This is a genomic window from Qaidamihabitans albus, from assembly GCF_016464705.1.
In the GTDB taxonomy this organism is placed as follows: Bacteria; Actinomycetota; Actinomycetes; order Mycobacteriales; family Pseudonocardiaceae; genus Qaidamihabitans; species Qaidamihabitans albus.
The window spans coordinates 27815-52106 of the sequence record NZ_JAEHOB010000014.1 but is presented as its reverse complement, the minus strand read 5'-3'; the positions used below and the strand labels follow the sequence as shown (position 1 = coordinate 52106).

Sequence of the window (24292 nt, the reverse complement as noted above, 5' to 3'; positions counted from 1 at the left end):
GCGCAACGGCGGTTTGTGACGGTCGGCAATGCCCGGGCGTGCCAGCACACGGGACGCGGTTCCCGGGGGAGTGGCGCGAACACCGGACTCGCCTGCGTTGAGGAGAGCCATGCTCGAAGGAACCGTGCCGGTACCGCACGAGTTCGCCGACCGCTACCGGAGCGAAGGTCTCTGGACCGGCCGCACGCTGGCCGATCTGGCGCGGCCGCAGTCCCGTATGGACGGAACCAGGACGGCCGTCGTGACGGCGCGCGGCCGGATGAGCTACCGCGAGCTGGACGAGCGGGCGGACCGGCTTGCCGCGGGGCTCGCGGGGATCGGGCTGCGCGCAGCCGACCGGGTGGTGGTCGCGCTGCCCAACCGGCCCGAGTTCCTGGTGACGTGCCTCGCCCTGTTCCGCCTCGGCGTGATCCCCGTGCTGGCGCTGCCGTCGGACCGGCGTGCCGAGCTGGCGTACCTGTGCGAGCACACCGACGCCGCCGCGCTGGTGGTGCCGGACGTGCACCAGCGGTTCGACCATCGCGCGCTCGCCCGCGAGGTGCGCGCCGAGGTGCCCGCACTGCGACATGTGCTCGTCGCCGGTGAGCCGGACGGCCTGACCGGGCTGGACGAGCTGGAGCGCCAGGCGGGCACGGCGCGGCCGGAGGTGCCGGATCCGGCACCGTCGGACGTCGCGCTGTTGCTGCTCTCCGGTGGCACCAGCGGGCGGCCCAAGCTCATTCCCCGTACGCACGACGACTACGCGTTGCAGGGCAGGGCCGCGGCGGCCGTGATGGGGTTCGACGAGCGGGGCGTCTACCTCGCGGCGTTGCCCGCCGCGCACAACGCGGCGCTGGGCTGCCCTGGCGTGCTCGGCGCGTTGCAGCTCGGCGCGCGAGTCGTGCTCGCGAGCAGCCCAAGCCCCGACGAGGTCTTCCCGCTGCTGTACGGCGAGGGGGTCACGCTGACCACGCTCATGCCCGCGCATCTGGCACTGTGGACGGACGCGGTTCCCCTGCTGACCGCACGCGCGGAAGGGCTCGTCGCCGAGGTCGGCGGGGCGATGCTGGACCCGGCCGCGGCGCGCAAGGCGGAGGAGGCGCTCGGCCTCACCGTGTCGCGGTGGTTCGGCATCTCCGAGGGCGTGCTGTGCTGCACCCGGCCCGGTGATCCCGCAGACGTGCGGCTGGAGACGGACGGGCGGCCGATCTGCCCCGCTGACGAGACCAGGATCGTCGACGGCCAGGGCGACGACGTTCCCGATGGTGCCGAGGGTGAGCTGCTGCTGCGCGGCCCCTACACCCTGCGCGGCTACTACCGCGCACCCGAGCAGAACGCGGTGTCGTTCACCGCCGACGGGTTCTTCCGCACCGGCGATGTCGTGCGCAGGACGGCGGGCGGGAACATCGTGGTGTGCGGGCGGATCAAGGACGTGATCAACCGGGGCGGTGAGAAGGTCGCCGCCGAGGAGGTCGAGCGGCACGTCCGCACCCATCCCGCCGTGGCGGAGGCGAGCGCCGTCGCGGTACCCGACCGTTCGCTCGGCGAGAAGACCTGCGTCTTCGTGACGGCGGCGGACGGGCTGGACCCGCCGACCCTGCGCGAGCTGCGGCTGCACCTGGCCGAGCGCGGCTGCGCGGACCACAAGCTGCCGGACCATCTGCGTGTCGTGGCCGAGCTGCCGAGGACCTCCATCGGGAAGGTGGACAAGAAACGGCTGCGCGGCGAGTTCACCGGCACCGTCCCGGCCGGAGGCACGCATGCCGCCGGATGAAAGCACTCTCACCCGCGTGCGGGCCGACGTCGCCGGGGCGCTCGGCATCGCCGCCGGCGACATCCGGTCCGAGGACGACCTGCGTCACCTCGGGCTGGACTCGCTCGCCGTCATGCGGCTGGCCGCCCGCTGGCAGGCCGAGGGTCTCGACGTGTCCTTCGGCGAGCTCATCGAGTGGTCCACGCCGGCGGAGTGGGCCGCGCTGCTGGACCGCCTCCCCCGTGCGGCGGAGGAGAGCGGGCCCGGGGCAGAACCGGAACCGGATCGGGAGCCGGTGCCCGCGCGGCAGGAAGGGTCGTTCGAGCTGACGCCCGTGCAGCACGCCTACCGCTACGGCCGGTCCGACGCGCTCGCGCTCGGCGGGGTCGGCTCGCATTTCTACGTCGAGTTCGACGGTGCCGCGCTCGACCCCGACCGGCTGTCCGCGGCCGTGCGCTGGCTGGAACGCCGCCACGGCATGCTGCGCGCGCACTTCGCCGCCGACGGTCTCGGCCGGATCGCCGAGACCGGCTCGTGGCCCGGCATGCGGGTCGACGACCTGCGTGACGTTCCCGAAGCCGAACGCGAGCGGCGGCTCGCCGAGACCAGGCGAACACTCGCGCACCGCAGGCTCGCCGTCGAGCTCGGCGAGGTCTTCGACGTGCGGCTGTCCCTGCTGCCCGGCGGCCGCGGCCGCGTGCACGTGCAGATCGACATGCTGGTCTGCGACGCCACGAGCTTCCGCATCCTGCTCGGCGAGCTGGTCTCGCGCTACACCGACCCCGCCTTCGACCCGCCGTCACCCGCGATCGACTTCCCCGGTTACACCGTCGCGGCCGACGCGGCGGGGCGGCGGGAGCGCGACAAGGCCATGGGGTACTGGCGGGAGCGGCTCGCCGAGCTGCCCGGCGCGGGTCCCGCCCTGCCGTATGCGCGTGACCTCACCGAGGTCAGCGGGCACCGTACGGTGCAGCGCTCGTTCACCATCGCCCCCGGTGAGCGTGCTGTGCTCGCCGACCGCGCCCGCCGTCACGGGCTCACCGAGTCCTCGGTCGTGCTCACCGCGTTCGCGGACGCGCTCGCGGCGTGGAGCGAGCGGGACCGGTTCCTGCTCACGGTCCCGTTCTACGGCCGCGCGCCCGTGCACGCCGACGTCGACGCGATCGTCGGCGACTTCACCGGCATGGTGCTGTTCGATGTGGACACCGCGCCGGCGGCGGAGGGGGAGCCACCGTTCGCGCAGAAGGCCCGCCTGCTCCAGGACCACCTGCGCGCCCGCCTCGCTCACTCCGCGTACTCCGGCATCGACGTGCTGCGCGACCTGTCCCACCGCGAGGGCGACCCCGTGCTTGCGCCGGTCGTGTTCACCAGCGCGCTCGGCCTCGGTGAGTTGTTCGAGCCCTTCGTGCGGAGTTGCCTCGGCGAGCCGGTCTACTCGATGTCGCAGAACCCGCAGGTCGCGATCGACGTCCAGCTCACTGATCGCGCCGGTGCGCTGCACGCGCACTGGGACATCGCCGACGGCGTTCTCCTGCCCGGGGTCGCCGACGCGATCGTGGACACGGTCGCCGCCACCGTGGAGTGGGCCTGCCGGTCCGAATGGGACACTCCGGCACCCGATCCCCGGCCGGTGCGGAGGGGAAGGGACGGCCCGGTACACGCCGGCGGCAGCGCGCCGCGCGGGACGCTGCACGGGCACGTGTTCGCGCAGGCCGCCCGCACCCCGGACGTGCGGGCGATCACCGGACCGGAAGGGACCCTGAGCTACGCCGAGCTCACCGAGGCGGCGCTCGCTGTCGCCGGTGGCCTCGCCCGCCACGGCGTCGGTCCCGGTGATCTCGTCGCCGTGTGCCTGCCGAAGGGACCCGAGCAGCTCGTCGCCGTGCTCGGCGTGCTCGCGGCAGGTGCCGCGTACGTGCCGATCGGCGTCGAGCAGCCCGCGGCCCGCCGCGAGCGGATGCTGCGCCGCGCCGGGGTCTCGCTGCTGGTCGCCGAGGACGGCGGTCCCGGCGGCGCCGGCGAGGACCCGGCCGGACCGCCCTCCGTCCGGCCGGGGGCGCTGCGGGCGGCGCCCCCGCGCGCGGAGCCGCTTCCGCTCGGCGGGGACGACCTCGCCTACGTGATCTTCACCTCGGGCTCCACCGGTGAGCCGAAAGGCGTCGAGATCACTCATGCCGCGGCGCTGAACACGGTGACCGCTGTCAACGAGCGGTTCGGGATCGGGCCCGGCGACCGCGTGCTGGCCGTCTCGGCGCTCGACTTCGACCTGTCCGTGTACGACCTGTTCGGCACGCTCGCCGTCGGCGCCGCGGTCGTGACGGTCACCGAAGAGCAGCGCAGGGACGCCCGCGCGCTGGCCGGGCTCGTCGCCGAGCATGCCGTGACCGTGTGGAACACGGTGCCTGCGTTGCTGGAGATGCTGCTCGTCGCCGCCGACGGCGGGCAGCTGGCTTCGCTGGGCACCGTGCTCGTCTCCGGTGACCGGGTCGCCGTGGACCTGGCCGCGCGCCTGCGCGAGCATGCGCCCGGTGCCCGCTTCGCCGCGCTCGGCGGCGCCACCGAGGCCGCGATCTGGTCCAATGTGTTCGAACCCGGCCCGGACGGCTTGCCGCAGGCACTCGGCCCCGGCGAGCCGGTGTGGCGGTCCATGCCCTACGGGTACCCGTTGCCGCGGCAGCGGTTCCGGGTCGTCGACCCGCACGGCAGGGACTGTCCCGACTGGGTCACCGGGGAGCTGTGGATCGGCGGTGCGGGCGTGGCGCTCGGCTACCGGGGCGACCCCGCACGGAAGGCCGAGCAGTTCCCCGTTGTCGACGGCGAGCGTTGGTACCGCACACGCGATCTCGGCCGGTACCGGCCCGGTGGCGTGCTCGAGTTCCTCGGCCGTGCCGACAACCAGGTGAAGCTGCGCGGCCATCGCATCGAGCTCGGCGAGGTCGAGATCGCGCTCGCCGGACATCCCGAGGTCGGCACCGCCGTCGCCGTGGTCGCGGCGGGGCCGCACCCGTACCTCGGCGCGGTCGTGACCACGGCCGACCCCGGCTCGCTCCACGTCACCGACGTGCTGCGGCACGCGGCGGGGCAGCTACCGCCCGCCATGGTCCCCGAGACACTGGTCGCGGTCGCCGCGCTGCCGCTGACCCGCAACGGCAAGGCCGACTCCGCGGCCATCGCGGGCCTGATCGCGCGGCAACGGGAACCGGGCGATGTCCATGAAGGCGACCGCGGCGGCGAGCCGGAGGGCCCCGTGGAGCGGCTCGTCGCGTCCGTGTGGCGGGACCTTCTCGACGTGGCCGAGGTGCGGCGCGGTGACGACTTCTTCCTCACCGGGGGCGACAGCATCGTGGCCACCAGGATGCTCGCGCGGCTTCGGGAGCACGGCATCGAGGTCCCGCTGCGCCGGCTCATCGACCATCCCGTGCTCGCCGAGTTCGCCGGGGGGCTGCGGTTCGGCACCGCCGAGACGATGCCCGCCGTCGTCGCGGATCCCGAGCACCGGTTCGACCCCTTCCCGGCGACCGAGACGCAGCGAGCCTACTGGCTCGGCCGCTCGGACCAGTTCGCGCTCGGCGGGGTCGGCTCGCACTGGTACTGGGAGTTCGACGGCGAGGACGTCGACATCGGCAGGCTGGAGGACGCGCTCAACGGGCTCATCGAGCGACACGACATGCTGCGTGCCGTCTTCGACGCCGACGGGCGCCAACGGGTGCTGCCTGCCGTCGGACGCTTCCGGATCCCCGTCACCGTCACCGACGACCCCGCAGAACGCGACCGCATGCGCGAGCGGCTGTCCACCCGCATCGCCGACCCCGCCCGCTGGCCGCTGCTGCACGTCGAGGCGGTCACCGTCGGAAGGCACACCCGGCTCGCGTTCAGCTTCGACTACCTCGTGCTCGACGCGCTGAGCATTGTCGTCCTCCTGCGTGAGCTGGCCGCCCGCTACCGCGACCCGGAAGCCCCGCTGCGACCGCTGGGCATCACGTTCCGCGACTACGTCCTCGGTGCCACCCCGCCGAGCGGTGAGCTGGCCCGTGCCCGCGAGCACTGGCTGGCCCGCCTCGACGACCTGCCACCCGCGCCGATGCTGCCGCTGGCCGCCGACCCGGGTGGCATGGTGGCGCCACGGTTCGGCCGGCTGGAGGCCAGGCTGGAACCCGCCGAGTGGCGGGGACTCGCCGACACCGCCCGGCGGCACGGCGTGACCCCGTCGGCTGCCGTCGCCACGGCATACGCCGCCGTGCTGTCCCGGTGGAGCGCACGAACGGATCTCACGCTCAACCTGACCCTGTTCGACCGCAGGGACGTGCATCCCGACATCGACGCGGTCGTCGGCGACTTCACCTCGCTGGTACTCGTGCCCTACCGGCCGCGGCAGGGTGCGAGCTTCGCCGAGGACGCCCGCGCGGTGCAGGACCGGATCTGGGAGGCCATGGAGCACCGGGCCGCCTCCGCGCTGTGGGTGCTGCGCGAACTGGCGCGCCGCACCGGCGACCCCGCGGTCACCATGCCGGTCGTGCTCACGAGCGCGCTCGGCGTCGCGGACGACGAGGATCCGTTCCCGTTCGGCGAGCCGGTGTGGGGTCTCTCCCAGACCCCGCAGGTGTGGCTGGACAACCAGATCACCGAGCGCGCGGGCGGGCTTTCGGTCACCTGGGACGCGGTGGAGGGCCTGCTGTGCCCCGGCGTGCTCGACGCCATGTTCACCGCGTTCGTCGACCTGCTGCGCCTGCTGGCCCGCGGCGAGTGGGAGGACGCTGCCGTTGTCGCGCCCGTGCCGGGCGCCGCGGGCACCGCGCCGCCCGGCATGACCCTCGGCGAGCGGGCAGCCCTGCACGACGGGTTCTTCGCCGCCGCGGAACGGAACCCGGGGGCGACCGCCCTCGTGACCGCCGCCGGCGAGGTGAGCTTCGGTGATCTGGCCGGGCGCGCGCTGGCGATCGCGGGTGGGCTCCGCGCGGCCGGTGTCGGCCATGGGGACACCGTGGCCGTCGTGCTGCCGAGGGGCGCCGACCAGCTCGCCGCCGTTCTCGGTGTCGTCGCCGCCGGTGCCGCCTACGTGCCCGCCGGCGTCGACCAGCCACCGGGGCGGCTGCGCACGATCGTCGAGAACGCGGGTGCGAAGCTCGTCATCACGGACACGGCGGACGTGCCCGCCGCCGTGCCACCGGCCGAGCTGCGCGTGGCGCGGCCCCTGCCGGAGCCCGTGCCCGTCTCGGGCGACGACCTCGCGTACGTCATCTACACGTCCGGGTCCACGGGCACCCCGAAGGGCGTCGAGATGACGCACGCGGCGGCGCTGAACACGGTCACCGCGGTCAACGAGCGGTTCGGGATCGGCCCCGGGGACCGCGTACTCGCCGTGTCGGCCATGGACTTCGACCTCTCCGTCTATGACGTCTTCGGCGTACTCGCCGCCGGCGGCGCGCTCGTGCTCGTCGGCGAGGACGAGCGCAGGGACGCGCACGCGTGGGCGCGGCTCGCACGCCGGCACGGGGTGACCGTGTGGAACTCGGTGCCCGCGCTGCTGGAGATGGCGCTGACCGCCGCGGGCCCCGGCGACCTCGCGAGCCTGCGTACCGTGCTCGTCTCGGGCGACTGGGTGCCGCTGGACCTCGGCGAGCGCCTCGCCGGAGGCGCCCCGCGGGCGCGGCTGTCGGCACTCGGCGGCGCGACCGAGGCGGCGATCTGGTCGAATGTCCATGACGTGACCGGCTCGTCGTGCGCGACGCCCGGCGAGCCGCCGCCGCGGTCCGTTCCGTACGGTGGCCCGCTGCCCGGTCAGGCCTACCGGGTGGTCGACGAACTCGGCCGGGACTGCCCCGAGTGGGTCACCGGAGAGCTGTGGATCGGTGGCGACGGCCTCGCGCGCGGCTACCGTGGCGACCCCGCGCGCACGGAGGACCGGTTCGTGTGGTCCATATCGGACGGCCGTGGCCCCTGTCGCTGGTACCGCACCGGTGACCTTGGGCGGTACCGGTCCGGCGGTGTGCTGGAGTTCCTCGGCAGGCGCGACACCCAGGTGAAGATCCGCGGGCACCGCGTCGAGCTCGGCGAGGTGGAGGCCGCGCTGCTTCGGCATCCCGCCGTGGACCGCGCCGTCGCGGTCGTGCTGGACGAGCCTGCCCGTAACCTCGCCGCCATGGTCGCGTCCGCGGCGCGGGACCTCGGTGCGCCCGGCGACGGTGCACTTGCGGACGCCTACGCCGCGCTGCCGGATCTGCGGGCCCTGCTCGCCGACCAGCTGCCCGCGCACATGCTGCCGGACCGGGTCGAGCTGGCGGAGACGCTGCCGCTGACCCCGAACGGCAAGATCGACCGTTCCGCCGTGGCCGCTGCGCTCGTCGCGTCGGCGAGTCCCGGCACGCCCGCGCTGCCGCAGGGGCCGCTGGAGACCGAGCTGGCCGAGCTGTGGGCCGAGCTGCTCGAGGTGCCGAGCGTGGGGCGCGCCGACAGCTTCTTCCTGCTCGGCGGGGACAGCCTGCTCGGCACCCGCCTCGTGGAACGGATGCGGCGCCGCTTCGGTATCGAGCTCTCGCTGCGCGAGCTCACGGTGGCCCCGACCGTCGAGCGGCTGGCCACCGTCGTCGATGACCTGCGCGGCTGCGGAGCCGACATCGAGGAGGGAGTGCTATGACCATCACGGCCGGTCGGCCGCAGGCCGCGACACTGCTCGCGGAGCTGGAGGGGCTCGGTGTCGTCCTGTGGGAGGAGGAAGGGCGGCTGCGCTACCGCGCCCCGCGCGGCGTCATGACCGAGCAGCGGGTAGCGCGGCTGCGGGAGTCCAAACAGGATCTCCTCGACCACCTGCGCAGCGCCGAGGCCCTCCCCGAGGTGCGTGCCAACCCCGCCGAACGACACGAGCCCTTCCCGCTCACCGACGTGCAGGCGGCCTACCTGCTCGGCAGCCGCACGTCCTTCGCGTACGGCGGGGTCGGCTGCCACGGCTACGGCGAGCTCGGCTACCCGGAGCTGGACCCACAGCGGCTGCAGAGCGCCGTGGACGCGCTCGTCGCCCGGCACGACATGCTGCGCGCCGTCGTGGACACCGAACGCGGGCAGCGCGTCCTCGCCGACCCGGGGCGGCTCGAGGTCGAGGTACACGACCTGCGAGGGCTGTCACCGGTTGAAGCTGAGCGCGCGCTCGCGGGTATTCGCGCCGGCTGGGAGCACCGCGACTACGAGCCCGGTACCTGGCCGCTGCTGGGCATCGGGCTCACGCTGTGCGAAGGGCGATCCCTGCTGCACGTGTCGCTGAACTTCCTCATCGCCGACTTCGTCAGCATCCAGGTGCTGCTCGCGGACCTGCACCGGTTGTACACGGAACCGGAGAACCCGCCTCCGCCGCCCGGGCTGACCTTCCGCGACTACCTGGAGGCCGAGCGCGGGCTGCGCAGAGGGCCCCGGTTCGAGCGGGCTCGCGACTACTGGCTCGCCCGCGTCGACGAGCTGTCACCCGGCCCGGCACTTCCCGTGCTCGACGGCGGGCGCGAAACGGGGCGGGGCGACGGCGCCGTGCGGTTCGCACGTCACGCCTTGCGGCTCGAACCGGACGAGTGGGTGGCGCTGTGCCGGAAGGCCCGCGAGCACGGCATCAGCCCCTCGGTCGCGGTGCTCGCCGCGTTCGCCGAGGTGATCGGTCGGTGGAGCCGTTCGGGCCGGTTCACCCTCGATCTCACGTTGCTCAACCGCGAACCGCTGCATCCCGACGTCGGAAGGCTCATCGGCGACTTCACCGGAATCGAGCTGCTCGAACTGGATACCGCGGGTGGCGGATGCCTGGCCGAGCGGGCGCGCGCCCACCAGGACCGGCTGTGGCGCGACCTCGAACACCGGCACTTCTCCGGCATCGAGGTGATGCGCGAGATCGGGCGCAGGCGAGGGCCGGACTCCGCGCTCTTTCCCGTGGTCTACACGAGTGCGATCGGGCTCGGTGACGCCGGCGATCCCGGCGCCGGAGGGGAGTTCCTGCGTGGCCTCTCCCAGACGCCGCAGGTGTGGGTCGACTGCCAGAACGTCGAGCGCGGCGACGGGCTCGACACGAACTGGGATGTGCGGCTCGGCGTGTTCCCCGACGGGATGGTCGAGGACATGTTCGCCGCGTACGCCGACCTGCTGACCTGGATGGCCGTCGACGACGAGGCGTGGGTGCGGCCCTGCCCGGTGGGGTTGCCCGCCGGGCAGCGGGACCGGCGCGCTGCGCTCAACGACACCACGAAGGACCTGCCACTGCGCACGCTCGCGCACGGCGTGCTGGAGCAGGCCCGGCGCGCGCCGGAGCGGGCCGCCGTGGTGACGGGCGCGGGCACGATCGGCTACGGCGAGCTGGTGGGCGGCGCCCATGCCGTGGCGACCGCGTTGCGCGACGGCGGGGTCGGCCGGGGCGACCTGGTCGGCGTCGTCCTCGACAAGGGCGCCGACCAGGTGACCGCCGTGCTCGGCACGCTGCTGGCCGGTGCGGCGTACGTGCCGGTCGACACCACCCAGCCGCCCGCGCGCAGGGACGGCATCCTCCGCGACGCGCGCGTCGCCGCCGTGGTCACCTCGTCATCCCTGCCGACACCGCCCGCGGACCTCGTCGTGTGCGTGGAAGGCCTCGGCACGGGACATGACGTCGCCGAGGTGCCGGACCCGCCGGCCGAGCTGGACGATGTCGCGTACGTCATGCACACCTCCGGATCGACCGGGAAGCCGAAAGGCGTCGTGGTGACGCACCGCTCGGCTGCCAACACGATCACCGAACTCCTCGACCGCTACCGCATCGGGCAGGACGACCGGGTCCTCGGGCTCGCCGCGCTCGGCTTCGACCTGTCCGTGTTCGACCTGTTCGGCCCGCTCAGCGTCGGTGGCGCCCTCGTGCTGCCCGACGCTGGCCGCCGCGCCGACCCCTCGCACTGGGCCGGGCTCGCCGGCGAGTGCGGGGTGACCGTGTGGAACTCCGTGCCGGCGCAGATGCAGATGCTTGCCGATTACCTGGCGTTCGCGCCGGAGCAGCGCCCCGGGCGCCTCCGGCTGGTGCTGCTGTCCGGTGACTGGGTGCCGCTGCCGCTGCCCGACCGGATCAGTGAGCTTCTGCCGGGCGCGCATGTCGTCGCGCTCGGCGGGGCGACCGAGGTGTCCATCTGGTCGATCGCCCATGACGTCGTGGAGCGCCCCGTTCCTGCCGAGTGGCGCAGCGTGCCCTACGGGCGGCCACTGGCCAACCAGACGGTGCACGTCGTCGACGAGCGCATGCTGGAGTGCCCTGACGGCGTGCCCGGCGAGATCGTGTTCGGTGGTGCCGGTGTCGCGCAGGGGTACCTGCACGACGAGGAGCGCACCCGCGAGCGGTTCGTGACCTGCCCGCACAGTGGGCAGCGGCGTTACCGCACCGGCGACATCGGCCGGTACCTGCCCAGCGGTGAGGTCGAGTTCCTCGGCCGTGCGGACGCTCAGGTGAAGATCCGAGGGCACCGCATCGAGCTGGCCGAGGTCGAGGCCGGGATCGTGGCGGCGCCGCAGGTGGCGGAAGTCGCGGTGGTCGTGTACGGCACGCAACCGCTTGAGCGGGCGCTCGCGGCGTTCGTCGTCGCCTCCGGCGACGGCGAACACCGTGCCGACGGTGAGCTGGACGTGGACGCGCTGCTCGACGACGTGGCGACCCGGTTGCCCGAGTACATGCTCCCGGCGAGGGTCGAGGTGCTCGACGCGCTACCGCAGACGGCCAACGGGAAGGTCGACCGGGCGGCACTGGCGCGGTTGCTCGCACCCCGGCCCGCGGCGGGGCAGGCACCGGCGAGCGAGTGGGAGGCGGCGATCGCCGCATGCTGGGCCGAGGCGCTCGGCCGCACCGAGGTCAGCAGGGACCAGGACTTCTTCTTCCTCGGTGGCGACTCGCTGCTCGCCGCGCGGCTTGCGGGGCGGCTCCGCGAGGAGGTCTCGGACGGTTCGCTGGAGTTCGACGAGGTCCTGCGGGAACTGCTGGAGGGCGCGACCGTGGCCACGCTCGCGCGGCGCCTGCGGCCGGGTGCGGCCGCGGGCGGGCAGGCGGCGCCCGATACCGAAGCCGATGCCGGTGCCATGCCCGGAGCGCGGGCCGTGTCGTCGCCGGTCACGGTGCTCGACATGGGCGGGCCGACGGACGGTCCGCTCACCTTGCTCCTGCCCGACGCGACCGGGACGCACTCCGCGCTCGACCCGATCGTCCGGGCACTGGCCGGAACCACCGGGCTCGCCCTCGTGACCATCGAGGACCGGCAGGCGTTCCTCGACCAGCCCGCTGCCGACCTGCCCGGGTGGGCGGCCGAGCGCTACGCGGACGCCATCGCGGCGGCGGGGGCGGACCGCGTCCGGCTCGTCGCGTACGAGCTGGGCGGTCGTGTGGCCGTGGACACCGCGCGGCTGCTCGTCGACGAGGGCGTGGACGTGACCCGGGTGGTCGTCGTCGGCGACGACCCACCCCATGCCGTGCACGGTGACGCCGGTGCACGGCGCGTGCTCGCGTGGGCGCTCGGCCTGTCCGGCGAGGCATTCGACCGCAGGCACGCCTGCGCCGCCGAAGGGAGCACCCCGGCCGAAATGGATGGTGTGGACGGCCCGGCTGGTGTGAACGGTGTGGATGTGGCCGCCGTGCTGCCGCTGTACCGGCACTGGCTCGCCGCCGCGGGCGAGTGGGACCAGGAATCGTACGTCGGCGACCTCACCGTCGTTCTCGCGGGCGAGGCCGACCGGGCCGAGGCCGAGCGGCGCTGGGAAGAGATCTGCGTCGGCGAGGTGCGGGTCGTCGAAGGGGCGGCGAGCACCCCGGCCGGCCTGGTGCGTGCGCCGGCCGTCGACGCGGTCGCGGATTTCCTGCTCGCCGAGGGCGCGCGGCCGGGGGTACGGCCGTGAGCGGCGCCGTGGCGGTGCTCGGCGCGAGTGGCGGCGTCGGTGCGCACGCCGCGCGCATGCTGGCGGTGCTCGGCGCCGGACGGCTTCGCCTCGGCGCGCGCCGTGTCGAGGCGGCACCCGGCCCCGCCGGCGGGCCCGATACCGAGATCGTCGCCGTCGACCTGTGGGACGACGCCCGGCTCGCGGAGTTCTGCTCCGGCGTGGACGTGGTGGTGAACTGCGCCGGTCCTTCGTACCGAGTGGTCGATCGCGTCGCGCGTGCCGCGGCCGCCGCGGGCGCCGGTTACGTCGACCCCGGAGGCGACGTCCCCCTGTTCCGCGCGCTCTCGGCTGCGAGCGGCCGCACCGCCGCCGTCGTCAACGCGGGCCTGATGCCGGGCCTGACGAGCATCCTGCCGCGCTGGCTCGCCACCGGGATGCGGGAGTGCCGATCGCTGACCGCGCACGTCGGACTGCTCGACCGGCTCACACCGGTCGGCGCGGCCGAGTACCTGCTCACCCTCGCCGGTGAGCACGGTGAGGCCATGGCGGCGTGGCGGGACGGCGCGCGCCGCTCCCGCGCGCTGCAACCGGACTCGGCCGTGCGCGTACCGTTCTTCCCCGCACCCGTGGACCTGCAGCCATACCTCAGCCTGGAGACCGAGCGACTCGCCGCCCGGCTCGGTGTCTCCGATGTGGACTGGTGGAACGCCTTCGACGGCGCGGGCAACATGCTGCGGACCCTCGGCAGGCTCCAGGCGGAGGGGATCGGCGGCGACGTCGAGCCCGCGGCGCGGCAGCTCTGCGCCGCGGCCGAGCTGGACCTCTTCGGCCGTGAGCCGTACCAGATCCTCCTGTTCCGGCTGGATGGCTCCGGCGAGAACGGACAGCGGGAGAGCCGCACACTGCTGCTGCGCGGCACCGATACGTACGAGCTGACGGCGGCTGTCGCCGCCTTCACCGCACAGCGGTTGCTCGACGGCGCCGTGCCGCCGGGAGCCCACCACGTCGAGGACGTCGTGGACCCCGCGGCGTTGTGCGCATGGCTGCGCGAGCAACCGGTTGTCTCCGCGCTCGAACGGCTCGATGCCGGCACCGGCGCCGAGGGCGCTGTCGACGGCGCTGTCGACGACGCCGTCGAGGAGGGCGCACTGTGACGGCCGCCGGGGCCGGCGACGACCGTCCGGGGGCCGTCGTCTGCGGAACGCGGTTCGGCAGGATCTACCTCAGGGCCCTCGGCCTGCCGGCGAGTCCCTACCGGCTCCGCGGCGTGGTGGCCCGCGGCAGTGAGCGCTCGCGTGCGTGTGCCGAGTACTACGGCGTGCCGCTGTACCACGAAGTGGACGACGTGCCCGGCGACGTGGAGCTGGCTTGCGTCGTGGTCGGGTCGGGGCTTGCCGGCGGGCCGGGCGCCGCGCTCGCCGAGCGGTTTCTCGACCGTGGCATGCACGTGTTGCAGGAACATCCACTGCATCCGGACGAGCTGGCCTGTTGCCTGCGCGCCGCGCACCGGGAAGGCGTCACCTACCACGTGGACACCCTGTTCGTACACGTCGAGCCCGTGCGCCGCTTCGTGGCGTCGGCGCGGAGGCTGCTCGCCCGGCAGCAGGCGATCTTCGTGGAGGCGACCTGCGCGTACCAGGTGCTGTACACCCTGCTCGACGTGCTCGGTGCCGCGCTCGGCGGACTGCGGGTTCGGGCGCTCTCCGTGACCCCGCCCGAACCGAGTCCTTTTCGGACGGTTAAGGGTGAGCTGGCCGGTGTGCCGTTCGCGGTGCGGGTGCAGCACGAGCTGGATCCCGGGCAGCCGGACAACCACGCGCATCTGCTGCACCGCATCACGATCGGCACCGAGGGAGGACAGCTGACGTTGGTCAACACGCACGGTCCCGTCGTATGGAGCCCCAGGCCGCACCTGCCGGCCGAGCCGGCGAACGCGGTGCGGCTCGGGGACAGCCCCGCCCCGCACCTCGACCTGCCGAGCGCTCGGGTCATCGGTTCCGCCGACGCCCCGAGCTACCGGCAGGCGGTCGACACGCTGTGGCCGGAGGCCATCCTGCGTGCCGTATCCGCGCTGCGTGACGAGGACGGCCGCGCCCATGGGCAGCGCCAGCTGCGGCTCGCCCGGTTCGCGCGGGAGGTGAACGAACTGCTCGGCCCGGTGCGGCTCGTGCGCAGGCCCGATCCCACGGTGCTCGGCGCCGAAGCCGTCCTCCCGTACGCCGAGGCGAACCCGGCCCGCGAAGGGCACGCCTCGTCCGGCCGAGCGGCAAGGGTGGCGCCATGACCGGGTCCTGGCTGCGACGTTACCGGCCCGCCGAGCGGCCCGCCCTGCGGCTCGTGTGCTTCCCGCACGCGGGTGGGTCGGCGCAGTTCTACCGGCCGTGGGCGTTGCGGCTCCCGCCCGCCGTCGAAGTCGTAGCCGTGCAGTACCCCGGCAGGGCCGAGCGTGCCCGCGAGGAGTTCTGTCCCGACCTACGGACGCTGGCCGTCGCCGTCGCCCGCGCGCTCGACACCGAGCTCGCCGGAGGGACGGCCCCGCCACTGGCCCTGTTCGGGCACAGCCTCGGCGCGGCGGTGGCCTTCGAGGTGGCGCTCGCGCGGTCGCGGCGCGGCGACCCACCCGCGCATCTGCTCGTTTCCGGCCGGCCCGAGCCGACCTGGCCGGGACGGCGGCACCTCGCCGACGACGACACCCTGTGGGCGGACGCGTGCGGGCTCGGTGGCACTCCCGAGGAGCTGGTCGACGACCCTGCCGTGCGGGCCATGGCCTTGCCGCCGATGCGTGCCGACTACCGGCTCAGCGAGACCTACGTCGGCGACGAGGGCGCGACCGTCGACTGCCCCGTGACGGCCTATGGCGGCCGGGACGACCCCGAGGTGGATCCCGCTTCGATGCAGGCATGGGCGGCCCGTACCACGAGCTCCGACTTCACGTTGCGGGTGCTGCCCGGCGACCACTTCTTCCTGGTGCCGGGGCGGGAGGCCGTCACGGCCGACATCCTGCGCAGGCTCGCGCGGCTGCTGCCGGACCAGCCGTGGCCGTCGACGCCGTGACGTAGAGCTCACGAGGGCGGGGAACCGGCGACGAAGTACCATTGATGGCCCTCGCGGTCCTCGGCGCCGTAGGAGCGGCCGTAGTCGCGGCCGGTCAGCTCGGCGACGACGCGGGCGCCCTCGGCGACGGCGGTGGCGTAGTGCTGGTCCACGTCGGCGACCGTGACGAGCTGGAGTTGTGTCGCGTGCCCGACGGCGGCGGGATTGCGGTAGTCGGGGCCAGGGTCGCCGAGCATGACGACACCGCCGCCACCGGTTTCCAGCTCGGCGTGCGTCACGCGGCCCGTCTCGTCGGTGGCCTGGTGCCGCACCGTGAAGCCGAATGCCTTCGCGAGCCATTCGGCCTCCGCGGCGACGTCGGAGCACAGCAGGTACGGCACCACCGCGGGCTGGGCGCTCATGCCGCCCTCCCTTCGACGAGCGGGAACGCGCCGGTGGGGATGACCCTGGTCAGCCGCAGGCCGGCGCCGGCGAATACGGCGGAGAGCTCGGCCTTCGACCGGCACCTGCCCTGCCCCATGGCGAGTACGTACAGGTCGTGCAGCTTGCCGGAGTCGTGCCGGTTGTCCGAGCGGACCACGCCGTCGAGCACCAGCACGCGTGCGTCCGGGTGCATCGCACTGCGCACGGAGCGCAGGATCCGGGTGCACTCGTCGTCGGTGAAGTCGTAGAACACCCGCTTCAGGAGGTAGGTGTCGCCACCGGCGGGAACCGAGTGGAAGAAGTCCCCGCTGACGATCTCGCACCGGTCGAGCACGCCCTCGCGCTCCAGTAAGGAGCGTGAGTGCGGCGCGACGTCGGGCAGGTCGAGCAGCACGCCACGCATCCCGGGATGTTCCTTGAGGATGCCCGCGATCATCTGCCCCGTGCCGCCGCCGAGATCCACGAGCGTGCGGGTGGCCGACCAGTCGTAGACCCGCAGCACGGCGGGGATCTCCAGGGTCGCCATCGACCACATGTTGTGCTGATAGCGCTCGTGGTGCTCGGGATGGGTGGCGGTGTACTCCCAGAAGCTCATGCCGTGCACGTGCTCGAACGCCGACTCCTCGTGCCGCACGCCGTGCTCCAGCTCCGCCATCGCGTGCAGGTCGGCGGGAGACAGCCGGTACATGCCGCGCATCGAGTACGGGTGCGCTTCGCGCAGCAGGTCCGAGACGGGCGTGAGCGCGAACCGGTGTCCGCGGTCCTCGTGGAGAACGCCGCTCGCGGTGAGTGCGCGCAGCACCCGGTACAGCGAGGGACCGTGCGCGCCGACCTCGGCCGCCAGGTCGTCGGCCGTGCGGGGGCCGCCGGCGAGCGCGTCGGGCACGCGCAGCTCGACGACGACGCGCAGCGCGATCGGCGTCACGTAGTCGCCGATGCGCACGAGCTGGTTCATGGCGGCGACGTCGGCCGGTGGGTTCTGCTCCGCGGTGGTCCCCGCGGAGGTGGTTTCCGTGGTCATGCTCCGACCTCCGCTCCGAGCTTGCGCAGGATGCTCACGGCGTCGGCGTAGCTCTCCAGTTCGACGATGTCGTCGATATCGAGCTCGACGCTGAAACACTCCTCGATCCGCGCGACGAGCTGCAGGTGGGTCACCGAGTCCCAACCGCTGGTCTCGCCGCGCCTGCCGGCCGTGGGGTCGGGTGGTGCGTTGCCGTTCTCGTCGAGCAGGCATTCGGCGAACACCTGCCGCAGCCGTGTGTCCGGGTCCACGGCCACCTCGCCGACAGGGGGAGCCCCGTGATCGTCTGCCACTGCTGTCCCTTCCCGGCCGCCATCGCGGCCGTCTCGTCGCCGGCTCACCGGGCGCCGGCGGGCTCGGCCTAGCCGCGCGTGCCCCAGCGCACGATGGTCGCCGCCCACGTGCAGCCGGTTCCCGACGCGACGAGCAGCACGTGCTCGCCAGGGTTCAGCCTGCCCTCGCGGGCGGCCCTGTCCAGAGCGAACAGGGTGTCGACACCGGTCATGTGGCCGGTGTCGGCCAGGTAGACCGACCGTTCCACGTCGACGCCGAACGCGTCGAGCAAAGCCGCATGGGCGGTCCGCTTGACGTGGGAGGTGCACACGAAGTCGATGTCGTCGAGGGACAGCCCGGAGCGCTTGGCCGCACCGCTCGCCGCGTCGGTGAGTCTGCTGAGCGTGACGATCAGCAGGCCCGCCATGGACGAAGGGTTCTCGACGCGCAGCACGTGCCGTCCCTTGTCGACGGTGTCGTGGCTGGCGGGCTCGGCCGAGCCACCGGCGGGCACCATCGTGTCGTCGGCGAACCGCCCTTCGGTGATCATGTGCGAGCCGAGCACCTCGACCTCGGGCGGCTCGCCCGCGGGCCCGAGCACCGCGGCCGCCGCGCCGTCGCCGTAGCTGAGCACGAACTGGGACCAGCGGTCGGTGTGGTCGAGCAGGTCGGACTCGCGGGACGCCCCCACGGCGAGCACCGGCCCGATGTCCGGCTCCGCGAGCAACATGTTCCGGCACACGCGCAGTGCGACCGGACCTCCGCACGACACGTAGTCGAGCTCGAGCGCGAACGCGCCGGAGCAGCCGAGGTTGTGGGCGATCTTGGGCGCCGCCTGCCACACGGCGTAGTCCTTGAAGGTCGATCCGAAGTAGACGACCGCGCCGACGTCGGCGGGGCCGATCCCGGCGCCGGCGAGCGCACGCTCGCCGGCCGCGGTGGCCATGTCGGAGACGTGCTCGTCCTCCGCGGCGCGGTACTTGCCGGTCAGGCCGAACTTGCCGGTGACGGTGCGCTCGCGCAGCCCGGCGAGCTCGGCGACCTCGCTCGCGGGCTGGCATCGGCTCGGCAGGTAGCCCGCAGTGCCGAGGATAGCGACATGCGTGCTCATGCGGCCCCTCCAAGGAACTCGGTGACGAGCCGGGTCAGCTCGCGCGGTTGCTCGATGAAGGCGCCGTGACCACAGTTGCGGATCTCCCGGTACTCGGCCCGCAGCAGCCTGGCGATCTCGCGCGCGCCCGCGGCCGGGGTGAGTACGTCGTGCTCGAAGCCGATCACCCGGCACGGTGTGCGGATCGTCGCGAGCCGGTCCGGGCTCGGCTCGTGGCCGCGGGAGGCCGCGGTCAGTCCCGGCACGTTGTGTCCTTCGGTCGGCGGCAGCGTCAGCACCTGCCGGATCGCCCCCGTGAACGCGTCGCTGGCGAGCCGCCGTGGCCCGAACATCAGGCGGGCGCGCAGCAGTAACTCGGTGTGTGGCGGGGGTTCGGGCTCCCCGGAGCCCGCCGTCCTCGCGAGGTACTCGTCGTGCATCTCGGCCGACGCGAACGGGTGCGCGGTGCGGGTGCCCCCGAGCACCGCGCGCTCCACGAGATCGGGCCGCTCGGCGAGCAGTTCGAGTACCACGTTCGCGCCGAGCGAGTAGCCGTACACGCGGATCGGGGCGAGGCGGCACTGCTCCAGCAGCGCGATCAGGTCGGCGGTGAGCTGCGCGACCGTGTAGTGGCCCTCGGGAACGTCGGTGGGCGGGATGCCCCGGTACTCCACGGTGACGAGCCGGAAGCCTGCCGAGGTGAAGCGCGGGCCGATGAAGCCGCGCATCAGCTCGGCGCTGTGCGGCCCGCCGAGCATGAGCAGGTGCGGTCCGTCGCCGTCGACGCCGTCGATGTTGACGCTGGCGGTGATCCCGGTGGGCAGCGGCACGGCGAACGTCTCGGTGGCCGTCGGCGAGCCGGCGGTCATGGCACGACCCTGGCCGACTCGACGAACCCGCCGACCTCCTCGCCGAAGGGCTGCGGCGCGTCGATCGCGCCGCCACCGCCTGCTTGGACCGACCGCAGGGTGGCCTCCGGCAGCGCGTCGGCAACCGCACGCGCCGCGTGCGGCGACGTCACCGGGTCCAGTGCCGCGGCGAGCACGAGGCAGCGCGTGGTGACGGCGGCGAGCGTCTCGGCGGGGAGCTCGGCGGCCGCCGCGGCGGTGAGGACCGCCACGTCGGCGGCCGACTCCTCCGGCCAGGGCCGCAGCCGGTCGAGGAGCGCGGCCAGCGCGGTGTCGTCCGCGAGCCGGGAAGGGCCCAGCAGCCCGGCGGCGCGCAGCAGCGCGAGCGGCCTCGCGCCGACCGGGCCTTCGCGGGCGGCCAGCTCGGCGGCCTCAAGCCGCTCCAGCGCGTTCGGGACCCTGCGGGCCCCGGTGAGCACCGCACACCCCGCCGCGCCCGGATCCGCGGCGAGCACGTGTGCGACGAGGAGGACGCCTGCGCGATCGCCGATGAGGACCTCGGGGCGCCCGGCGGTGGCCAGCCGCTCGCCGAGCGCGGCCGCCAGCCCGGCAGGCGTCGGCTCCGCGCCCCTCTCGACGAGCTCCCCGCAGGGCACGACGTCCAGCTCGAGGCCGGAGCCCGCCAGTGCCGGTGCGAGCGCCTCACCGAGCAGGCCCACCCGGAACGTGGGGGCGCCGACGAGGACCGCGGCGGTCACCGGCCCGCCGCCACGGTCCCCGCGCGCCATCCGAACGCGACGGCGAGGCCGAGCGTCATCCCGGACGACAGGATGCCTGGACCGATCACGGAGTCGGCGGCGTTGCCCGCCGCGAACAGGCCGGCGATCGGGACGCCCGACCAGTCGAGGACCCTGCCGTCGCCGTCGGTACACGGACCTCCCTTGGTGCCGACCATGCCGGTGCGCACCGGCAGCGCGAAGAACGGTGGCCGCTCGACAGTGCCGAGGTTCGGGTGCGCCGCGTCGCCGTCCCCGATCCCGCGGTCGTAGGCGCCCTCGCCCCTGCCGAACGCGGTGTCCACACCGGACGCCGCGTCCGTGTTGAACGCGCGTACCGTGGCCTGCAGCGCTTCCGCGTCGATGCCGGTGCCGACGGCCAGCTCACCAAGGGAGTCCGCGGTGACGACGCCCTCCGGCGCGGGTTCGCCGGGCGGGGCGCCGGCGAGCGCGTACCGCTCGCGGTACCGGGCGTCACCGATGACGTACGCGGGGAGGTTGCGGGGGCGGCCCGTGGCCGGGTCGGTCTCCGTGAAGGCGAGCGCGCAGTTGTGGGCGGCCTCGTTGACGAACCGGCGGCCCGCCGCGTTCACCCAGATCGTGTGCGGCAGGGCGCGTTCGGCGATCATCAGGTCGGCGCGTGGCGTCGCCTGCTCGTCGTCCCACGTCGCCTTGCCCACGATCACCGGCCAGCACCAGCTTTCCGAGAGGTGCCCGAGCATCGCGCCGGCACTCGCGGCCAGCCGCAGCCCGTCTCCCTTGCTCACCGGCGGCGAGGCCGGCACCGGGTCGGGGAGGTCGAGCAGCATGCGGCGCATCGCCTCGTCGTGTTCGAAGCCGCCGGTGGCGAGCACGACGCCGTGCCGCGCGGACATGGTCAGCGGCCGCCCTTCACGCTCGGTGACGACGCCGGTGACGACCCCGGTGCCGGAGCGGACCAGCTCCCGCACCGGGCAGCCGCGCTCCAGCCGGACACCGGCGTCGCGGCAGCCCCGCAGCAACCCCACGACCAGCCCCACACCGAGCGTCACCAGCGAGTCGCGCATCCGCTGGCCGATGAGGTCCATGGGCGGCGCGCCACCCGAGATCAGCTTGAGTCCGGCCACCTCGGCGTTGGTGAGCACGGCAGGGTACGGCGGCGACCATGTCCACTCCTCCCACGGCGTGAACGGCCCGGTCTCCAGCGGGGCCGGTTCGAGGTTGCGGCCGCGCAGCCGCGCACCGGGATGCTCGGCGAGTGAGTCCGGTGTGTCCATCGGCGTGAACCGGATGGGGGAGTGCCGCTCGATCTCGCGTACCGCCACCGGTGCCGCGTCGATGAAGGCGTCAATGAGCGCCGGGTCGCGGCCGGGGGAGTGGTCCGCGCAGTACGCACGCGCGTCGGCAGTGCTGTCCTGCTCGCCGATCTCGGCCATGTGGTCGTTGCCGGGAATCCACACCTGGCCTCCGGACACCGACGTGGTGCCTCCGAATCTCCCCGATGCCTCCAGCACCGTGACGGTCGCCCCGGACCGTGCGGCCGCGAGCGCCGCGGTGAGCCCCGCGGCTCCCGAGCCGACGACGATCACGTCGTAGTCGGTGGATTCCTGGTCAGCAGCGGTCACGGTGACCCCCTCGGCGACGCTATGTTGTCCAGACGTGGCGACGGTAACACCGGGCGGCCGTCCCGACACGGCTTGCGCGGCACCGGCCGCTGCTCCCGGTGGACGGTGTTGCCGTTGCGTTGCCGGGGTTTTCCGTCGTGGGGACACTGCCGGGCGTGGAGATGGTCACGTCGGGGCTACCGCCGAAGTTCGACGCGCTCGACCCGGAGCTGCTCATCGACCCGTACCCGCTGTACCGGCGGCTGCGGGACGAGTCGCCGCTGTGCCGGGGCGGTCCGGCCACCTGGGCGGTGACCCGCTACGCCGATGTCGCCGCGCTGCTGCGGGATCCGAGGGTCGGGCACGCGTTTCCCGAGGAGCTCGGCCGCCCGGACCGGCTGCTCGGCACCCGGCCCAACTTCGAGCTGCCCACCGTGGTGTCCGCGATCGAGCCGCCCGCGCACACCAGGATCCGCGCCGCGCTGAGCCAGGCACTGACGCCACCGGTGGTGCGCGGGATGACGGCCCTGATCGAGCGGACGGTGGACGAGCTGCTGGACACCGCGTTGCAGCGGGGCGAGTTCGATGCCGTCACCGAGCTGGCGTTCCCGTTGCAGGTCGCGATGACCTGCACGCTGGTCGGAGTGCCCGAGGAGGACAGGGCCGAGGTGACGAGGCACGGTGTCGCGCTCGGCCGGTCGCTGATCCTCTTCCCCTTCGTCTCGCCCGAGCTCGGCGACGGTGTGCCGGAGGCGCGGTGGCTGCGCGACTACGTCGCCGGCCTCGTCGCGCAGCGCAGGCGACGGCCGGAGGACGACCTCGTTTCGACCCTCGTCACCACCGCGGGCCGCACGGGGGAGCTTTCCACGGACGAGATCGTCGACAACGTCGTCTTCCTGTTCTTCGCCGGCTTCGAGACATCGATTCACCTGCTGGCGAGCGGGTTGTCGGCGCTACTGTCGTTTCCGGACCAGCTCGCGAGGCTGCGCGCGGACCCCTCGCTGATGACGACGGCCGTCGAGGAGCTCGCGCGCTACGACGCCCCGATCCAGTGGATCGTGCGGGTGACGAGCGAGCCGGTCGAGGCCGCGGGGCGCACCGTGCGCGCGGGCCGGATGCTGCTGCTCCTGCTGGCCTCGGCGAACCGCGACGACCGGCAGTTCGCCGACCCGGATCGCGTCGACATCGGAAGGCGGCCGAACGGGCAGCTGTCGTTCGGTTCGGGCATCCACCGGTGCATGGGCCTGCACCTCGGGCGGGCGCAGGCCGCGGCGTCGTTGCGCGGGCTGCTGCGGCGGTGCGCGGAGCTGGAGGCGGCCGGTCCCCCGGTGGTGCGCCCACATCCCAACCTGCGCGGCTACGCCGCCGTGCCCGTCGCGGTGCGCGCGGCATGAGCACCGGCACGGCCTCGCGGCCACCGAGGTTCGACGCCATGGACCCCGACGTGCTGCTCGATCCCTACCCACGCTATCGCGAGCTGCGTGCGGCGGGGCCCCTGTGCCGGGGAGGGCCGGGGGTGTGGATGGTCCCCAGGTACGCCGACGTGAGCGCGCTGCTGGCGCATCCGGCGCTGACCCAGCGGCTGCCGGAGGGGGTCGGCAGGGACCTGCCACTGTTCGGCACCGGACCCGCCGGAGAGCTGTCCGGCCGGATGACCAGCGCGCTGGAGGGCGCTGACCACGAGGCGGTGCGGAAGGTACTGCGCACGGGGCTCGCGCCCGCCGCCGTCGGGCGGCTACGCGCCTTCACGGCCACCGCCGCGGCCCGGCTGCTCGAACCACACGCCGACGGTGCCCCGTTCGACCTCGTCGGCGACCTGGCGTTCCCGTTGCAGGCCGAGGTCGTCGCCCGGCTGGTCGGGTTGTCCGATGAGGACCGGGCGGTCGTGTGGCCGCGCGCGATGACGCTGGGCCGCACGTTCATCCCGTACCGCATCCCCGGGCCCGAGCAGGTCCGCGTGGCGGACGGAATCACCACCGACCTGCGGGAGCTGCTCGGCCGCGGGCTGGCGGAGCGGGCCGCCGAACCACGCGACGACCTGCTTACGGCGTTCGCCCGCGCCGTCTCCGAGGGGCGGGTCTCCCGCGCCCTCGCCGTGGACAACCTCGTGTTCCTGTGCTTCGCCGGGTTCGAGACGACGATGAACGTGCTCGGCTCGGTGAGTGAGCTGCTGCCGAGCCGTTCAGGTCAGTGGCGGGTCGTCGCGGACGACCGCGCTCTGGTCCCCGCCGCGGTCGACGAGCTGCTGCGCTTCGACGCCCCCGCGCAGTACACGATCCGGCTGACCTCGGCGCGACTGGCAGTTGGGGACAGAGTGCTGCGACCGGGACGCATGGTGCTGCTCATGATGGGCTCGGCGAACCGGGACGAGCGCCGCTTCGCCGATCCGGACCGCCTGGACGTGCGCCGCCGCGATCTGCGGCACGTGGCCTTCGGCGGCGGGCCGCACCACTGCGTCGGGAGGGCGCTCGGCCGCGCCGTCTGCGAGGAGGCGGTCGGCGCCCTGCTGGACCGCTTCCGGGAACTGGACCTCGCCGGCGAACCGGTGCGGGCGCTGCACCCGAACTTCCGGGCCCACGAGTCGGTGCCCGTGCGCGGCACACCCTGCTGAACGTCACGGTCGGGAGTGTTGAACCGGTGCCGA

Annotated in this window: 15 protein-coding genes; 8 read left to right on the top strand and 7 right to left on the bottom strand. The window is 73.8% G+C overall.

The features are described from left to right. Positions 1-109: 109 nt before the first annotated feature. From JAP66_RS23870 to JAP66_RS23845, 6 genes are read left to right on the top strand one after another with little or no spacing between them, the layout of a single operon-like run. Positions 110-1753, top strand: coding sequence for a (2,3-dihydroxybenzoyl)adenylate synthase (locus JAP66_RS23870; protein ID WP_199434077.1), 1644 nt, complete (start codon positions 110-112; stop codon positions 1751-1753). After that, complete coding sequence (locus tag JAP66_RS23865) at positions 1740-8366, top strand: non-ribosomal peptide synthetase (RefSeq protein WP_199434076.1); 6627 nt, start codon at positions 1740-1742, stop codon at positions 8364-8366. The genes JAP66_RS23870 and JAP66_RS23865 overlap by 14 nt, the downstream gene beginning before the upstream one ends. Further along, complete coding sequence (locus JAP66_RS23860; RefSeq protein ID WP_199434075.1) at positions 8363-12598, top strand: non-ribosomal peptide synthetase; 4236 nt, start codon at positions 8363-8365, stop codon at positions 12596-12598. Before JAP66_RS23865 ends, JAP66_RS23860 begins: the two co-directional genes overlap by 4 nt. Next, positions 12595-13734 (top strand): saccharopine dehydrogenase NADP-binding domain-containing protein, encoded by a 1140-nt coding sequence (locus JAP66_RS23855; protein WP_210770583.1) that lies wholly within the window; start codon positions 12595-12597, stop codon positions 13732-13734. The genes JAP66_RS23860 and JAP66_RS23855 overlap by 4 nt, the downstream gene beginning before the upstream one ends. Beyond that, complete coding sequence (locus tag JAP66_RS23850; RefSeq protein WP_307849695.1) at positions 13731-14864, top strand: Gfo/Idh/MocA family oxidoreductase; 1134 nt, start codon at positions 13731-13733, stop codon at positions 14862-14864. Before JAP66_RS23855 ends, JAP66_RS23850 begins: the two co-directional genes overlap by 4 nt. Further along, positions 14861-15634: a thioesterase II family protein gene (locus JAP66_RS23845; RefSeq protein WP_199434073.1), complete on the top strand. Its 774-nt coding sequence runs from the start codon at positions 14861-14863 to the stop codon at positions 15632-15634. The genes JAP66_RS23850 and JAP66_RS23845 overlap by 4 nt, the downstream gene beginning before the upstream one ends. Before the next feature lie 8 nt (positions 15635-15642). Here JAP66_RS23845 and JAP66_RS23840 read toward each other — a convergent pair whose 3' ends face one another. From JAP66_RS23840 to JAP66_RS23810, 7 genes are all read right to left on the bottom strand, one after another. Next, positions 15643-16035, bottom strand: a complete 393-nt coding sequence (locus tag JAP66_RS23840; RefSeq protein ID WP_199434072.1) for a VOC family protein — start codon at positions 16033-16035, stop codon at positions 15643-15645. Continuing rightward, the gene (locus JAP66_RS23835) at positions 16032-17078 is read right to left on the bottom strand and encodes a methyltransferase (RefSeq protein ID WP_199434071.1); all 1047 of its coding nucleotides are present in this window, start codon (positions 17076-17078) and stop codon (positions 16032-16034) included. Before JAP66_RS23835 ends, JAP66_RS23840 begins: the two co-directional genes overlap by 4 nt. Further along, positions 17075-17371, bottom strand: coding sequence for an acyl carrier protein (locus tag JAP66_RS23830; protein ID WP_199434070.1), 297 nt, complete (start codon positions 17369-17371; stop codon positions 17075-17077). Before JAP66_RS23830 ends, JAP66_RS23835 begins: the two co-directional genes overlap by 4 nt. Positions 17372-17439: 68 nt before the next feature. After that, positions 17440-18462, bottom strand: coding sequence for a 3-oxoacyl-ACP synthase (locus JAP66_RS23825; protein ID WP_199434069.1), 1023 nt, complete (start codon positions 18460-18462; stop codon positions 17440-17442). Further along, positions 18459-19310 carry an alpha/beta fold hydrolase gene (locus tag JAP66_RS23820; RefSeq protein WP_199434068.1) on the bottom strand — a complete coding sequence of 284 codons (852 nt, stop codon included), beginning with the start codon at positions 19308-19310 and terminating at the stop codon, positions 18459-18461. Before JAP66_RS23820 ends, JAP66_RS23825 begins: the two co-directional genes overlap by 4 nt. Beyond that, the gene (locus JAP66_RS23815; RefSeq protein ID WP_199434067.1) at positions 19307-20047 is read right to left on the bottom strand and encodes an alpha/beta hydrolase; all 741 of its coding nucleotides are present in this window, start codon (positions 20045-20047) and stop codon (positions 19307-19309) included. The genes JAP66_RS23820 and JAP66_RS23815 overlap by 4 nt, the downstream gene beginning before the upstream one ends. Then, positions 20044-21669 (bottom strand): FAD-dependent oxidoreductase, encoded by a 1626-nt coding sequence (locus tag JAP66_RS23810; protein ID WP_199434066.1) that lies wholly within the window; start codon positions 21667-21669, stop codon positions 20044-20046. The genes JAP66_RS23815 and JAP66_RS23810 overlap by 4 nt, the downstream gene beginning before the upstream one ends. Positions 21670-21806: 137 nt before the next feature. On the opposite strand from JAP66_RS23810, the gene JAP66_RS23805 reads away from it, so the two are divergent. Further along, on the top strand, positions 21807-23042 hold the full coding sequence (locus JAP66_RS23805) for a cytochrome P450 (protein ID WP_199434065.1): 1236 nt from the start codon (positions 21807-21809) through the stop codon (positions 23040-23042). After that, positions 23039-24259, top strand: a complete 1221-nt coding sequence (locus JAP66_RS23800) for a cytochrome P450 (RefSeq protein WP_199434064.1) — start codon at positions 23039-23041, stop codon at positions 24257-24259. The genes JAP66_RS23805 and JAP66_RS23800 overlap by 4 nt, the downstream gene beginning before the upstream one ends. The last annotated feature ends 33 nt before the right edge of the window (positions 24260-24292 follow it).

Excerpts from the sequence above, each read along its gene's own strand:
- JAP66_RS23870 (WP_199434077.1), top strand. The coding sequence starts at position 110 with ATGCTCGAAGGAACCGTGCCGGTACCGCACGAGTTCGCCGACCGCTAC.
- JAP66_RS23865 (WP_199434076.1), top strand. The coding sequence starts at position 1,740 with ATGCCGCCGGATGAAAGCACTCTCACCCGCGTGCGGGCCGACGTCGCC.
- JAP66_RS23860 (WP_199434075.1), top strand. The coding sequence starts at position 8,363 with ATGACCATCACGGCCGGTCGGCCGCAGGCCGCGACACTGCTCGCGGAG.
- JAP66_RS23845 (WP_199434073.1), top strand. The coding sequence starts at position 14,861 with ATGACCGGGTCCTGGCTGCGACGTTACCGGCCCGCCGAGCGGCCCGCC.
- JAP66_RS23840 (WP_199434072.1), bottom strand. The coding sequence starts at position 16,035 with ATGAGCGCCCAGCCCGCGGTGGTGCCGTACCTGCTGTGCTCCGACGTC.
- JAP66_RS23835 (WP_199434071.1), bottom strand. The coding sequence starts at position 17,078 with ATGACCACGGAAACCACCTCCGCGGGGACCACCGCGGAGCAGAACCCA.
- JAP66_RS23825 (WP_199434069.1), bottom strand. The coding sequence starts at position 18,462 with ATGAGCACGCATGTCGCTATCCTCGGCACTGCGGGCTACCTGCCGAGC.
- JAP66_RS23820 (WP_199434068.1), bottom strand. The coding sequence starts at position 19,310 with ATGACCGCCGGCTCGCCGACGGCCACCGAGACGTTCGCCGTGCCGCTG.
- JAP66_RS23800 (WP_199434064.1), top strand. The coding sequence starts at position 23,039 with ATGAGCACCGGCACGGCCTCGCGGCCACCGAGGTTCGACGCCATGGAC.